The sequence below is a fragment of the Hahella sp. KA22 genome, assembly GCF_004135205.1.
Lineage (GTDB): Bacteria > Pseudomonadota > Gammaproteobacteria > Pseudomonadales > Oleiphilaceae > Hahella.
In genome coordinates this window covers 4442270-4456872 of sequence record NZ_CP035490.1, presented here as the reverse complement: position 1 = coordinate 4456872, position 14603 = coordinate 4442270, and the positions used below count along the sequence as shown (strand labels likewise).

The following is a 14603-nucleotide window of genomic DNA, read 5'->3' as shown; positions in this document are numbered from 1 at the left end:
GTGTTCAAGTATTTGCCTGTCTCTTGCGGTGGTGGTCCACCTTTTACAGTTCCTGCTCCCACTTTTCCTTTTTGCGATAGATCGTGGAGGCGCTGACGTCCAGCATTGCTGCAGCTTTGGGGATGTTGCCGCCGCAGTATGTGATGGCTTGTTCGATGGCTTCTTTTTCAATGAGCCACAGTGGTTTGATGGGGAAGTCTTCCTGTCCTGCCTCGGGGGATACGGGCTGTTCGAGGTGCGGGGCGGAGGGACGTTGCAGTAATGGCGACGCCATTGAAGCGGTGTGAAAGGGGATCATGTCCGGCGTGACGGCTTCATCGTTGTTAAGCACCACAATGTTGCGGATGACGTTCTGTAATTCTCGGACATTGCCCGGCCAGTGGTGGGCCATCATGATATTAACCGCCTCTGGCGTGAAGCGGGTGAAGCGTTTTTTTTCCTGTTTGGCGTATTCCCGCAGAAAGCTTTCCATCAGCAGTTTGATGTCGGTTTCCCGCTCTCTGAGCGGCGGCAGATAGATAGGAATGACGTGGAGCCGGTAATACAGGTCTTCACGGAAACGTCCCGCCTGCACCTCCTTTAAAGGATCACGGTTGGTGGCGCATACGAATCTGACGTCCACGGTTTCCTGCTGTGAGCCGCCGACCCGTTGAAAGGTCCCGGTTTGAATAAAGCGTAGCAATTTGGTTTGCAGCTCCAGGTCCATCTCGCAGATTTCGTCCAGAAACAGGGTGCCGCGGTGGGCTTGAGTGGCGGCGCCGTCGCGGTTGTTCAGCGCGCCAGTGTAGGCGCCTTTGACGTGGCCGAATATCTCGCTTTCCATCAGGTCTTTGGGAATGGCTCCGCAGTTCAAGGGGACGAAAGGCCCTTGCTTGCGAGGACTGCGGTTGTGGATCGCTTCGGCGCACACTTCTTTGCCGACGCCGCTTTCGCCAGTGATGAATACCGTTGCGTTGCTGGGGGCGGCGCAGTCGATGATGCGATACACCCCCTGCATGGGCAGGGACTCGCCGATGAAGCCTTCATAGTGACGGCGTGCGAACTGCTCCCGATAGCCTTGCACCTCCTTCACCAGATTATTATTGGCCAGCGCGTTCTTCACGGTGACCTGCAGGCGGCGGGCGTCGAAAGGTTTCACCAGAAAATCGAAGGCTCCGTATTGCATGGCGTTAACGGCGATGTCGATGGAGCCGTGCGCGGTCATGACGATCACCGTACAGGGCAGGTCATCCTGCTGGATGCGCCTGAGAATATCCATGCCGTCCATGTCCGGCAGCTTGAGGTCCAGCAGCACCACGTCCGGTGGCTCTCGCAGAATTTGCACGATGGCGTCGCGACCGGTTTCCACCGTGACGATCATATAACCGCCCGCTTCCAGGTAGCTTTGATACAGGGACGCCAGGGACTGGCTGTCTTCGATCAACAATATCCGTTTCTTCACATCAGCTTCCATTGGGTCATGGGCGAATCCATCTCATCGCCACGAGTGCGCGTTCAAGGACTGGCTCTGAGCAGCAACAGAGTCGCATCGTCCTCAAGCGTGGAGCCGGCGGCGCGCAGGGCTTCGTCCAACTGGGTCTGCGCCGGGGCCTGCGGGTATTGCTTCAGGTTGGCGGCGAGCAGCATGCGGACGGCGTCTTCCCGATCCTCCACTGCGCCTTCTCCATGCTCTGTTAATCCATCAGTGTAGCCAATGAATATGGAATCTTCCGGTAGTTCCAGTTCACATTCTTCATAAGAGTAATTATGCGCCAGGCCCAGCATCATGCCGCCGCAAGCCACAGGACGAAGGTCGCCCTGAGTCAGCAACCAGGGTTCCGGATGCCCGGCGGAGGCGATGGTGAGGCGGCGGCTGTCCGGGCGCAGTTGTATGACCAGGCAGGTCAGCCCGGTGCGGGCGAGCAGCGGCGAGGAGGCGACAAAATGGGACAGCTGATTAAGCAGCTGTCCCGGCGAAGCGGAATGGGGCGTGGCGTGGCAGAGGCCGTGCAGATAACCCGCCGCTGCATGCGCGAAAAACTTGGCCTGCTCACCATGCCCCATGATGTCCCCGAGAATCAGGGTGAAGGCGTCGCCGCTGTCGCGATGGAAGATGAAATCGCCTCCGCCTCTGGCGGCGACGCGGTAACCGGAAGAAATCCGTATCTGGCTGAAGCGCTCGGGAATAGGCGACCACAGCAGAGAGGACACGCGGTTGTCCAGTTCGGCGTTAAGGGTGTTTCTCACATCCTGAGAGCGCTTGATGACCTGGGCGACGGTTTGCTGCAACCGCTGCTTGGTCATGGGCTTTTCGATAAACCCGTCAATGGATAAATGCGCGGCGCTGCTTTGCACTTGCTGGGGCGCGCATCCGCTCATGAAAATGAACGGAATCATGCGGGTGGCCGCGCGTTCCGCCAGCCGTTTACGCAAATCCAGACCGTTGAGATGGGGCATGTTGATGTCGCAGAGAATCAGCTGCGGCGGCTGCTCGATAATCGCCTTTTCGGCCTCGCGGGGATCTTCCAGAGTCGTCACTTCGTATTCATCCGCCAGATAAGCCTGCAGCAGATGAAGCTGAGTCAGGTCATCGTCGATCACGGCGATGCGCGGTTGCGCGCTGGTCAGTTTTACGCGCACGCAATAGCTGTTGAAGTCTCCGTCTTTGCCGAGGATGCGCTGGTAGCGCGCGTGGGGCGCCAGACTGCGAATCAGCGTCAGCCCCATGCCGCTCTCATGCAAAGGACTCTCCGATAACAAATCCTCGATATTGCGATCTGCGTCGAACAGGGAGGATTGATCCGCGCCATTATCCAGTAGCAGCAGATCGACAAAACCATCTCCACTGCGTTTATCCAGCGCAATAAAATCCGCCTGGGCGTCATGTTTCACCACATTGGTGAAATACTCCGCCACCAGCAGTTGCATGTCCTCACTGGTCTGATTAGCGACGCCTTTGCCCAGCAGAAAACGGGCCGCGCATTCCCGCGCCGCGCCCACGGCGGCGAGATCCGGGCGGGATTGATAGAACAGTCGGTCGTAACCGGGATGGCTAGTTAAAAGGGTGGAGTTCATTCAACGCCTCTAATGTCGAGTCGGTCAGTTGGCGCATGCAAAGATATTCGTTCTCCGCCTCCGTGTAGTTATGCGCTTTGCAGGCTTCCTCAATGGCTTTGGCGTGCAGATGAATGCGCTGCGCGCCGAAAGTCTGCGAGCTGCTTTTCAGGGCATGGGCGCAGATTTCAAACTGCTCGTAGTCCTGGTCGCCAAGGTGTTCCTGCATGGCGTCCACCCGCTTGGTCAGCTCTGTGGAGAAAATCCCCAGCATGCGTTTCAGGGTATCCGCCGAAGTGTCATTGAGCAGTTGCTCCAAGGCTTTGGGGTTGATCAACGCATTGCTGACGCCGTGCTCGGCGGCGGGTTGCGTAGTTGTGGACGCCGGACTGGAAAGTGGCGTTTGTCTGGATAGCGGCGCTGGCGGAGCGGACCTTTTGCCGTTTTTCTTGATCCAATGACTGGCCATTTCAATCAGGCGGGCGCGATCCACCGGCTTGGTGAGGAAATCCTGCATGCCGCCGGCCAGACAGCTCTCCCGCTCTGAGGTCATGGCGTGGGCGGTGAGCGCCACGATGGGCGTGGTCAGCCCGCGCCGGCGCATGACCTCCACAGTTTCGCGGCCGCTCAGGCCGGGCATGCGCATGTCCATGAAGATCAGGTCATAAGCGCTGCTTGCGGTTTTCTCGATGGCCTCTTCGCCGCTGAGAGCGGTGTCGACGTGGAACCCGGCGTATTCCAGGAATGAGCGGGCGATAAGCAAGTTGGCGTCGCTATCGTCCACCACCAGAATCTCACCCAGATCTGTCTCCATCGACTGCGGAGACGAAGGCTCATAGAGATGGTCGCGACGCAGCTCGACTTTTTCAGCGCTTTCCGGCGCTTCAATGGGCCGACCCAGAGCGCAGGCGAGCAGAGCCTGCAACGTCTGTTTGCGGGTCGCGGGGGTATGCAGGACGCCGTAGCAGCCTTCCGCTTCCGTTCTGGGATGGTTGGCGTGGCGATAAACGGCGATGCGGGTCAGCGTGGGCGTCTGGAACGCCGCGTCAATCCAGGTCGGGGGATTTTCCATGTCCAGCAAGATGATGAGCTTGAGGCCGCTGTCGAGCTGCTTGCGCAGGTCTTCCTCTTGCAGGCAGCACATGCTGTCCAGCGTCCAAAGATGCAGTTGCCATTGAAAGGCCCGGCGCCACTCTCTGCTGTTGCTGGCGATAATAATGCGATGACCTTGCAGCGGCGCGACCAGAGCGTCCAGATTGGCGTGATTGACGGCGGCCGGCGCGGCATTGGCGAGTGGAAGCTGCAGGCTGAAGGTGGAGCCGGAGCCCACTTTGCTGACCAGGGTGATGTCGCCATAGATGATGTTCGCCATATGGCGCGAAATCATTAGTCCCAATCCCGTGCCGTCTCTGTGACTATGCTCCTGGAAGAACTCGGAAAAAATCTTCTTTTTCGCTTCCGCGCTGATTCCCGGGCCGGTGTCGCTGACGTCAATGCAAAGGTGTTGGCTTCCATGCAGATGGGCGACGTACACCATCACTGTGACGCCGCCGCGCTGGGTGAACTTGATGGCGTTGCCGATCAGGTTGACTAGGATCTGGCGCAGGAAACTGCTGTCGGTGACGATGCTGGCGGGGGTGTTGGCGTCGAGCACGCTTTGAATGAACAGCCCTTTCTGGTGGGCTCTCTGGGATAGCAGGCGGGTAACGTATTCGACCTTCGCAGGCAGGTTGCAGGGCTCCAGATGAGGCTCCAGTTTGCCCGCTTCGATTTTGGCTAGATCGAGCACGTCGTTGATGATTTCCAGCAGATTCTTTCCGGCGCTTTCCGCAGATTGCAGATAGTGGCGCTGATGACGGGTGAGAGGTGTGTCTTTCAGCAGCTCGACGTTGCCCAGCACCACGTTGAGGGGCGTGCGGATTTCGTGGCTCATGGAGGCGAGGAAATCCGACTTGGCGTGATTGGCGCGGTCCGCTTCTTCAATGGCGTTGCGCAGGGATTCCTGCTCCTGACGGCGCTCGGAGATATCCTCCAGCATGGCGGTGAAGATGTAGCAGCCCGCCAGTCTGGATACGGTGACGGATATCTCGATGGGAAAATTAACCCCGTCCCGGCGCTCGGCTTTCCCTTGCAGGCGTTTGTTGAGGAAAGGCGAGCGCCCCGTCGCCTTGAACTGATCCAACTGTTCCTGAAAGGCGCCTCGCAGGGCGGTTGGAACCAGGTAATTGGCGACGGGCTGAAACATGACGTCGTCTCTGGAGTAGCCGAACATGTCTTCCGCAGCAGGGTTGAATTCAACGATTTTGCCGCCGTCGTTGACGGAAACAATGGCATTGAGGGAGCACTCCAGCATGGCTTCTTTCACCGCCAGGTTGATGTCCGCCATTTCCTTCAGTTCTTTGATCTTGGATAAATCCCGGAAAGTCAGGATGGCGACCTGGTCTCCGTCTATTTCCGCGGCGTTGATGATCAGGTCGATGGGGAAGCGGCTGCCGTCGCGGCGATAACCCCATTCGTCGGTCTGCCGCGTGACATGCGCCGGCGCGCGATGATGATACAGTTTGAGGATAAAGCCCTCGATGCGGTCCCGCTGCAACTGGTCGACGATAATGAGGTCGTAGCGATGCCCCTCCAGCTCTTTCATGGCGTAGCCGAACATGGTTTCCGAGGCGTGGTTCATGTAGCGAATTTTGCCCTCGGCGTCCAGGGTGATCAGGCCGTCCAGCATGTTGTTGGTAATGGCGCGCAATTGCGCCTCGTTGAAATGCAGTTTCTGCGCCAGCGCCCGGGCTTGCTCCAGGCTTTCCCGCATGTCCTGATGCACGCTTTCCAGCTCCCGGCTCATCAGGTTGAACGCGTTGATGGTTTCACCGAGTTCATCCCGCCCGGGATTGGCCTCAATCAGACTGAAATCGCCTTCCTGCAGGCGACGCAGGGCGCTGCGCATCAATTGCAGTTGTCGGGTCAGATAAGAGCCGAACATCATAGACACCAGCGCCACCAGCACCACGCCGATAATCGCAATGCGAATGCTCTGATCCCGGGCCTGTAGCCAGGCCTGATCCAGGGCGCTGGCGTCGAGTCCCAGTTCGACGGCCCCGAAGACCGCGCCGCCCACCTTGATGGGAATCTGCTGCAACGTGGCGCCGAGTTCATCGTCGGGAGAAGGGCGCACGCCGCCGCTGCTGAGGACGCCACTGTTGTCATGGATGGACACGTAAGTGACATGAGGGCTGGTCAGGAGTTCGGCCACCATGCTGTTCAGCGTGGCGATATCCGAGGAAAGCAGCGCATCGGTGGCGGCGGCGCTGAACAGCGCGCCAAAACGGGCTGCTTCCTCCTGCGCCTGCCTCAAGTGAGACTGATTCATTATCTGCAAAAAGTTGAAGATCAGCACCGACACGAAAACCGCTTCGATCAGCGCGACGCCCAGTATGGTTTTCAATCGAAAGGACATATTTTCAGCACTCTTATTTACAGCACTCTTTTTTGCGCCTGTCGCCGCTACAGCAAATCAATCTGTAAGGCGCGAATGTCATCCCAGTCGGCATTGGCGGCGGGAATGAAACCGCGCATATTCAAAGGCTCCAACAGGGCGCGGCCCTGCTCGCTGTCGCCCATGCTGATCAGCGTTTCCGTCACCGCCTGCACCACCTGCGGCGGTACGCCGGGAGCGCTGGCGATGGCGTGAGGCGTGTACGCCGGCGTGGTCCACAGAATGCGCAGGTTGCGGGTGACGTCATCCGGCATCGCGTTAAAGGTGCGCATCACGCCGCCGCCGGCGATAAAGCGCTTCTGCATTACATTGAGATACACGGAATCGTGGGTCAGCACGTACTGGGGTTGAATACGGATGCCCTGGCGGGCCAGGATCGCCTGCGGCAGAACGCTGGCGGCGAAGGCGGCGGGAGCGGGGAAGGCGAGCTTGGCGTCTTGTAGACTCTCCAGTTCCCGAATGGGGCTGTCCGCAGGAACCACGATAATGCCTTTGATCATTTTGTCTTTCTCCCGGGCCACCGCCTGATAACCGGGATATTTGTTGTAGACCACAAAGTGGTAGGGATTCATGTAAGCGAAGTGATATTGGCCGCGACTCAGTCGCGACTCGAACTCGGGAATATTCGGAGCGGTCTTGAACAGCAGGCGAACGCCGCTGCTTTGCTCAATGTACTTGAGCACCGGGCCCCAGGCCCGCGCCAGCCTGTCGGCGCTTTGTTGCGGCACGATGCCGAACTCGTAGCCCTGCGATTCGGCGGCGCTCAGCCTGGCGCTGAGGAGTGCGGCGTAGATCAGGCAGAGGAAGCTGACTAGTATCCGCATGCGTGTCCCCCTATAACGGCATATTCAGAAAACGGCTGGATTGAATCCAGCGGCGAAGGCGGGCGGCGAAGTTGGGAAAGCGGCGCGCCAGACGGTTGATTTCACGCTTCAGTTCCGCAGCGAGACCGGGGTTTTCGATGTCGTTCATCACCGCGCCGAGAATGCGCGCATCATGGGATTTCAGCTTGTGGCAGGCGTGTTCCAGGTCCGCTTCCGTAGTCGCGCCGGATTTCACGATCAGAATGCACGCCTGACTGGCGGCGCAAATCAGCTCTGCTGGAATGTTTTGATGGTTCACCGCCTTTAACGGCGAGGTATCGAAGACAATGGCGTCCACTTGGCTTTCCCAGTCCTGAATGACTTTCCTGATGAGTCCTGTGTCCCTGAAGCCGATTGATGAATTCAGTGTAGCAGTTAAAACCTGCATGTTTTGCCCGGCCTCAGCGATGGCGCTGTGGCTGGAGCCGTTGTCCAGCGACCAGGCGGCCCGCGGTAACTGGAAACGGATATCGGCGGAGGGACGGAACAGGTTCATGTCCACCAGCAGGGTTTGCCGGCCTGAGGCGCTGTGGCGGCGGGCCAGGGCGTAGGCGAGGGTGGAGCAGCCGTCCCCGGAGTTGACGGCGGCCACCGCCAGGGTGCGCAATCCCTTGCCCAGAGTCTGCGCGTAAACATGTTCGATCTCGACGAAGTTTTCGATAGCGGGCATCACAGCGCTCCTATGATTCCGACAACGGAAATGATCTTGAACACGCCTTCCAGACTGCTGCTGAGCGTGGCCCAGTGGCTGTCGGACTTATCTGGAACATACAGCGTGTCGCCGGGGCGCAGCACTGGCAGCTTGCTCATGTCCGGCGCTTTCACAAAGCTTTCCAGATCGAAGCTGCTGGCGCTGTCAGCGCAGCAGGAGGTATTCACCACCACAATGCGTTCGATATAGGCGCTGGCGGTGGCGCCGCCCGCCTGGGCGAGCAGGTCCAGCACGGTCATGTCGTCGCTGAAGCGATAGCGTCCGGGTTTGTTGACCGAGCCCAGCACTCTGACGGTGTTCTCTTTGCTTTCTTCCAGCCAATTACGGTCTTTTTCCGGCACGAAGATGGAGTCGCCGGGTTTGACCACGGGCAGCAGGGTCTGATCTCCGGTTTCAAAGTAAAGCGCCAGGTTGAGCTTGGAAATACGCGCCTGAGCTCCGTCCCGATGCACAACGCGAATGTTGTGGATGTCCGCGGAGCCATTGGGACCGTCCGCCGCGGAGAGAATGTCGAGAAAGGTCATCTCTTCATTGAACATGTAGCGGCCGGGCGCGCCCACCTGACCCATGATGTAGATGGAATTCTCTTTCGCCTGACGCACCCACTGCGCCTTGTTGTCCGAAGGGTCTTGCGGCAGCTCCGGGATGATCACGGACGTTCCCGCGTCGAGTTGCGGAATCTCGCTCAGGTCGCCGCCGTATTTGATGAAACGGTCCAGATTGAAGGTGCTGGACAGGACTTTATCGCCGCTACGACGCATGATTTTGATGTTGGCGATATCAGCCCGAGCGGTAGGGCCTTGGGCGTGTCCCAGCAGGTCCATCAGAGTCATTTCATCGGACCATTCAAAGCGGCCCGGGTTGTAGACCTGGCCGATGATTTCCACGGCGCGATCTGGTGGCGTTTTCAGCCAGGAGGCTTCGTTGACATCGGTTTTTTCCGGTACGAAAACCGCGTCTCCCGGCGCCACTTCCGGCAAAGCGACGCGACTGACGCCTTCCGTATAGGCCTGCAGGTCGAAGGGGATCACCGCGCCGTCCGCCTTGAGGATGCGAATCTGGCGCGATTCCGCGAAGCGGGTGGGGCCGCCGGCGTTGGCCATGATGTCCAGCAGCGTGGCGCCGGGCTTGCCTTCAAAGGCGCCGGGTTTAAACACCTCGCCCATCACATAGACCACGTTGGCTCCGGCTTTGATTTCGTCCTGCTGGATGGGAACGAAAATGGTGGAGTTGGGCTTCAGTTGCGGCAGCAGCGAGGCGTCGCCGCTTTCCAGATAGCGTTTGAGATTGAAATTGTAGGGGGCGCTGTCCGAGATGATTTTGATCTGTTCGACCGCCGCGTAGCGGGTGACGCCGCCAGCGCGCATGATGGCGTCGATGACGCTGTAATCCGGTTCATAATTGAAGCGGCCCGGGCTTTTCACTTCGCCGAAGATGCGCACCGCCTGACGGTCGTCGCTGGCGTCGCCGCTGGCCGCCAGGGTTTGCGCGTCAAAGTCGATCTGCACATTGCCAATCAGCGGCGAAGCGGGAATAAACAGGCGGTCCAGGGAGCGCAGCGGCGGCAGGCTGGAGCGGTCGCCGGAGTCCAGATACGCCTTGTAGCTGAAGTAGATAATGTCGTCGCCCCGTTGAATCTGCATGCGGTCCAATTGCGCGCCGGGCAGCAGTCCGCCCGCCAGGGTGATGGCGGTTTGCACGTCGCCGGCGATGGGCGTCAGCACGCTGCCGGGGTTCTCCACATAGCCGGAAACGTCAATGATGAGATTGCGTTCCGCCAGAGTCACCTGCAGGCGCTCTACATCCCGATAAACCTGTCCCAGCGCCAGCTGGATCATCTGCGTCGCGGCGCTCAGCGATTGTCCGGCGATTTTCACCGGGCCGGCTTCCGGCAGCAGAATGCGTCCCTCGCGATCCACAGGGAAGTTACGATTGAACGCCTGTTCGCCCGTTAGTCCCAGGTAGAGTTGATCGCCCGGTTGTAACGGAGCAGTCGTCTCTTCAGCGCTTACATGGCGGCAAGTCAGTAGTATTCCGATCAGCGCCGTCAGCCAAATCGTCAACCGCGTTAGGCGAGCGCCTTGCTCAGGCGTTCTGATCGAGTGAGGGATGATAGGGTGCGTCTGACTTGCCATAGTAATTCGGGTCCTGTTTTAGAGGTAGCGTCCTTGTAAATGGGACTCCCAATCGCGCTGGGGAATGGGCGTTGATACTGCACCGCGTTGTTGCTGGCGATTGAGGTAGATTTCCACCCGACGATTGAAGCCATGGGAGTGGCTGTCCGCGTCCCGCAACAACGTCTGTTCTTCGCCCTCGGCACGAATCAGGATGCGCGTCTGCGCCACCCCTTGTTGCGCCAGAAACGCCGCAACCGCCTTGGCGCGGACCTGGGCCAGATGCTGGTTGGCGTCGTTTTCGCCACGCTGGTCCGTGTGTCCAATCAGTTCGATAGATACCGAGTCGTCCGCCAGCAGGTATGCGGATAAACGGGTGAGGTAACCCTGATATCCCTCTGACAACTCTGACTGATTCACATCGAAATGCACCAGCATCGGAAAGCCGCTCAAGGCTGAGTCAGAGCCGTTATGGTCGTCGGCGATTGCGCAGGTGGTGTGCTCGTTGAGATAAGCCAGTTGGGCGTTGGCGCTTTTCGTCTCTTTGTGCAGAATCGCCAGACTGTTGTAAGCGTCCGGCAACAGCCCCGCATCCAGCTCTCTGAAGGCGCGATGCAAACGCTGTCTCAGCGTTTTAAGCTGGGCGGGAATGCAATAGTCGCCCCCCAGCAAGGTCAGCGCATCCAACTCCAGCTTTTCCAACTGGGCCTGTTTGGCGAGGCTGTCCTGATCCGGCGTGAAACTGATCTGATGATAGCGCTGCACCTCGCCGCTACGGATTTCCGCCGCACCGCCTTTGCCTTCCTCAGGCCAGCTCTGGCAGCCGGCGAGGGCGCACAGCCCCACGCCTAGTATCAGCAGGCGACCCCGTCTCATGCCCGCTGCTCCTGCACGGGTTGCTGCAAAGCGATAAAGCTTTTCATGGTGTCAAAAGACAGAATAGTGCGGTCGATCCGCAACAACGTGGCCAACCGCTGCGGCTGCCCCTGCAACCCCACCAGCGCCATCTGTCTACGGTTGGCGTGCAGCTGTTTATAGATGAAAACCAAGGCGCCGATGCCGGAAGAATCCATGAAAGACACATCGCTCAAATCAAAAGCGACCCCACCAACATGATTCAACGCCGACTCCTCCAACTGCTCGCGGCAATGCTGCACCGCATTAGCGTCAAAAGTCCCATCCAGCGCGATGACGAGATAATCGTTGCAAGAATATTCAGTGATGTTCATAACGTCCCCAGGTCGTAGTGATAAAACTCACAAGACCTGGAGCAACCCCTGTGCCAGATTATTTTTGCAATAAAAACATATGGTTAGTGAGTGGCGTCAGAAGTTAGAACGAGCTAATTCGCTTTTTGCAGTTGCGGATTGCGAAGATTTTGGGGGGCTGTGGGGCGTTCGTTTTGGTTTGAAACAAGAAAAAGTACGCCTGAGTGGCTATGGCGCGCTGAGCTGTGTTTCATGAGAAGTAGCTCGAAACTCACCCTGCGATTAAGATGAAACGTCCGAATGTGCTGAAAAAAGGCGGAACAAATGACCGACGAACTGGAGAAAAAGATACGTAGACTCTCTCCTCCTAAGCAGTAGGAGTTTATAGAGCTCAGCCAGTTTCTAGACTATTTCAGCACGGTCTATGAAGATATTCCCCCCGAAGACCCCGTTCACCCGTCCCACGCGCTGGACAGCACCCTGGACGAGTTTGGCGCAGCGGCAGCACTAGCGGGATTACGGGAAGCGATCAAGGACATCATAGAGGACACTTTGGACGTAGACGCAGAAACCTTGCAGCAGGTCGACGCCGACTTGAGTGCGAATGGCCTGATCACACTCTCCGTATTGCGATACCGATACTGGACGAAAATTGCAGGCATACGTAAACGAGGCCGTATCCGCAACGAATTGGAATACCACATGATCTCTGGACTGCTCGCAGATACCGAAAACGAACTCTGCGAGGAAGATACAGAGCTGTTTAATCAACTGCTGATGGGCTACGAAAGCCGTTAGCTATTGTTGTAGATGGAGCGGCTTAATAGTCACAAAATCATAATGTGAAGCTGATGAGTAATACGCTGCTTAAAAGAAAGGTTGATGCCGTAAATAACGCCATGGCTCATTCCGCTTGGTTCGACTTCGAAGTTTTCAGCTTTAATGCGAATGAGTTGATAATTTTGGGTAGCGATCCTCACATTACCGCTGTTTTCTCCTTGGTCGAAGAAAGTAAGGCGCTGAAAGTACTGCAGGAGAAAAAGGTAAATGGATATTTTGAGGTATTTGAGTTTTCAACGGATGATGGCGCCTCCATCATCATCGCAGCGCTGGATATCGTGGTAAACATGGATACGGTTTACTACTACTTGAGAGAGAATCTGAAGGAAAATGAGCGCATTGCGGACTGGGTCAAAAGTTGATGGTTAATGAATCGGCGGATAAATAAAAGTAGGCTCTTGGGATCGTTGTAAGGTGGCTGAGTAGATGCAGTGGCTTGAGATTTTAATGGAAGTGGTTTGTGCGTAAAAAGCTTGAAGATAATCCTGCTGTTGAAGCTGCAATAGAAAAATTCATTGGTGAATTCCTCCAGAAGCATCCTAAGAGCGATATTCCAGCCTGGTTTTTTGAAAAAACATGCCCTGGAACTATAGATGACGGTGATTACTGGCGGATTGCGATAGTTGCTAAAAAAAATCCCAGAAGGCCCTTAGAGTCAAATGTCTTCATTGATGAGGAAAGCGGAGAAAAGAGGTACGTGATAGCAGACTCGTATGAAGAGGTAATCTTGTTTGAAATGAGTTTTAAAAAATCCGACTTATCTGGGACTATTTTAACTGACGTTGATCTGAATGATATTAATGATGATGAATTGGCTGTGGTGAGTTAAGGAAAAGTATTCCTGCCGTCCTGACTGCACAAGTCGGTAATGCTCTGTGCATGTGAAATTTATGGGAACGTATACCCTGCCTTATATTAATCATTCGGCTCGTTCGCCAACAGAAGTTATGTCTGGGCCTGTTACAACTGGTGTGGCCATTCAGCTCCGCATGTCGGAAGGCGCTTCGCTTTTCCGACCTACCCATTTCTGATAGGAGGGTGGGGGAGGAAACGTAGGAGTTCTGTCAAAACGCCTGGCGTTCTCTTCGGTCTGTATATGGGCGCAGAGTGAAACGTAGGTTGGATAAGCGAAGCGCCATCCAACACATACGCTCCAGATTTATCCTGCCCATAGAGCCCAGATAGTGGCTACTGCTTTGGAATAGATTGCACCAAACAGGTGGTTGCTCAAAGCGAAAACGGTTTCGCAGAAGCTGTTGAAATTCGCCCGCTAAAGTTCTAGATAGTCGAGCCTCATCATCACAATGAGGCTCCATAAATAACGAACAAACTCACACGGAGCTATATCGCTGGCTTAGACGATCTTTGTCGTGATGGACCATCCTTTCATGGTCAGTTGTGTTTGTATGCTGTTTCCACCTAAATGTGAGAGTCCGACGGGCAGCACGGTTACGCTGGGCCCTTTGACGCTTGCGGCGGCGTTGATCAAATGAGCGGCGATCCCCGGATTGCGTTCGTCTGATTTGGCCGCCAGTCCCTGGTCGACGACTTCGACGGTATTTTCACCTTCGGCGAACAACACGTCTTTCAAAAGCGTCGCCTTGTAATAGAACAAAGAATGATTTATTGATCCGAGGTTTTTATCGGCGGGATCGGCAATGGTGAGCTTCTCCATCTTGGTCAGTCCGGCGCCTGATCCAACGATACTTCCGTTCTTGATAGGGAGTTCGACTGCTGCAATGGTCGTATGCTTGCTCCCTAATTTGCCGATGGCGGCGACCACGGCTTTGGCGCCTGCAATCATCAACGTTTGATCGCCGGGTAAAAGCGGCGATAACGTCTCTGTACTATGCTGTTCGCCAAGCAGGACGATGAAGCTGCTGTCTTTCTTTAGAATAACCCCTAGAGGCATGCCAGGATCAGGCAACATAAGCCCGATACCGTCAATCGTTAACCCTTTCTTGTTTAAAGGCAGATAACTTAATTTGTAGGCGTTTAGTACTGCATCCGCGTGATTTTTCGCCTCTAACTCTCCAGACATAAGAACTCCTTCCTTTTGTCGATTTAATGAAGTCTTTCACCGAATTTTTTCAGAGAACTGCGTCAGTGGGATCTCCCATAATCTTCCTGAGCGCCTTTCATAACTGGCTGAATTCATTGCCATCTTCATCATACTAAATAAACCTGAAATGTCCCTCAGTAAATTTGTCCGTTATTTTTAGGGGAGGGGCTTCAATCTGATCCCATGCCTGTACTGCTTGTGATAGCAGTAACGACCGTGCGCCTATAACTTGGCTTTTACAGGCAATCCAGTTTTTAGAGGGGGGGCTGACCATG

The 14603-nt window shown here is 56.2% G+C and carries 12 protein-coding genes; 3 read left to right on the top strand and 9 right to left on the bottom strand.

Annotation, left to right across the window (positions count from 1 at the left end; all coding sequences use genetic code 11):
* Nucleotides 1-43: 43 nt before the first annotated feature.
* Genes EUZ85_RS19790 through EUZ85_RS19755 form a run of 8 tightly spaced genes read right to left on the bottom strand, consistent with a single transcriptional unit; the run spans nt 44 to nt 11447 of the window.
* Entirely contained in the window at nt 44-1441 is a 1398-nt protein-coding gene (locus EUZ85_RS19790) for a sigma-54 dependent transcriptional regulator (RefSeq protein ID WP_241566812.1), read from the bottom strand.
* A 53-nt stretch (nt 1442-1494) separates the two neighbouring features.
* The gene (locus tag EUZ85_RS19785) at nt 1495-3054 is read right to left on the bottom strand and encodes a SpoIIE family protein phosphatase (RefSeq protein WP_127971178.1); all 1560 of its coding nucleotides are present in this window, start codon (nt 3052-3054) and stop codon (nt 1495-1497) included.
* A complete protein-coding gene (locus EUZ85_RS19780) occupies nt 3032-6490 on the bottom strand; it encodes a PAS domain S-box protein (protein WP_127971175.1) in 3459 nt (1152 codons plus the stop codon). Before EUZ85_RS19780 ends, EUZ85_RS19785 begins: the two co-directional genes overlap by 23 nt.
* Nucleotides 6491-6537: 47 nt before the next feature.
* Nucleotides 6538-7353, bottom strand: coding sequence for a phosphate/phosphite/phosphonate ABC transporter substrate-binding protein (locus EUZ85_RS19775; RefSeq protein ID WP_127971173.1), 816 nt, complete (start codon nt 7351-7353; stop codon nt 6538-6540).
* A gap of 10 nt (nt 7354-7363) precedes the next feature.
* Nucleotides 7364-8062 carry a hypothetical protein gene (locus EUZ85_RS19770; protein ID WP_127971171.1) on the bottom strand — a complete coding sequence of 233 codons (699 nt, stop codon included), beginning with the start codon at nt 8060-8062 and terminating at the stop codon, nt 7364-7366.
* A complete protein-coding gene (locus EUZ85_RS19765) occupies nt 8062-10239 on the bottom strand; it encodes an SLBB domain-containing protein (RefSeq protein WP_127971169.1) in 2178 nt (725 codons plus the stop codon). The genes EUZ85_RS19770 and EUZ85_RS19765 overlap by 1 nt, the downstream gene beginning before the upstream one ends.
* An 18-nt stretch (nt 10240-10257) precedes the next feature.
* Nucleotides 10258-11094, bottom strand: coding sequence for an OmpA family protein (locus tag EUZ85_RS19760; RefSeq protein ID WP_127971167.1), 837 nt, complete (start codon nt 11092-11094; stop codon nt 10258-10260).
* Nucleotides 11091-11447 carry an STAS domain-containing protein gene (locus tag EUZ85_RS19755; protein WP_127971164.1) on the bottom strand — a complete coding sequence of 119 codons (357 nt, stop codon included), beginning with the start codon at nt 11445-11447 and terminating at the stop codon, nt 11091-11093. Before EUZ85_RS19755 ends, EUZ85_RS19760 begins: the two co-directional genes overlap by 4 nt.
* 531 nt (nt 11448-11978) lie before the next feature.
* Between EUZ85_RS19755 and EUZ85_RS19750 the strand changes: the two genes are divergently transcribed.
* From EUZ85_RS19750 to EUZ85_RS19740, 3 genes are all read left to right on the top strand, one after another.
* Nucleotides 11979-12224: a hypothetical protein gene (locus tag EUZ85_RS19750; protein WP_127971162.1), complete on the top strand. Its 246-nt coding sequence runs from the start codon at nt 11979-11981 to the stop codon at nt 12222-12224.
* 53 nt (nt 12225-12277) lie between these two features.
* Nucleotides 12278-12628, top strand: a complete 351-nt coding sequence (locus tag EUZ85_RS19745; RefSeq protein WP_127971160.1) for a hypothetical protein — start codon at nt 12278-12280, stop codon at nt 12626-12628.
* A 98-nt stretch (nt 12629-12726) separates the two neighbouring features.
* Nucleotides 12727-13095: a hypothetical protein gene (locus EUZ85_RS19740; protein ID WP_127971158.1), complete on the top strand. Its 369-nt coding sequence runs from the start codon at nt 12727-12729 to the stop codon at nt 13093-13095.
* 525 nt (nt 13096-13620) lie between these two features.
* Here the strand turns inward: EUZ85_RS19740 and EUZ85_RS19735 are convergent.
* Nucleotides 13621-14307, bottom strand: a complete 687-nt coding sequence (locus tag EUZ85_RS19735) for a hypothetical protein (protein ID WP_127971156.1) — start codon at nt 14305-14307, stop codon at nt 13621-13623.
* Nucleotides 14308-14603: the final 296 nt, after the last annotated feature.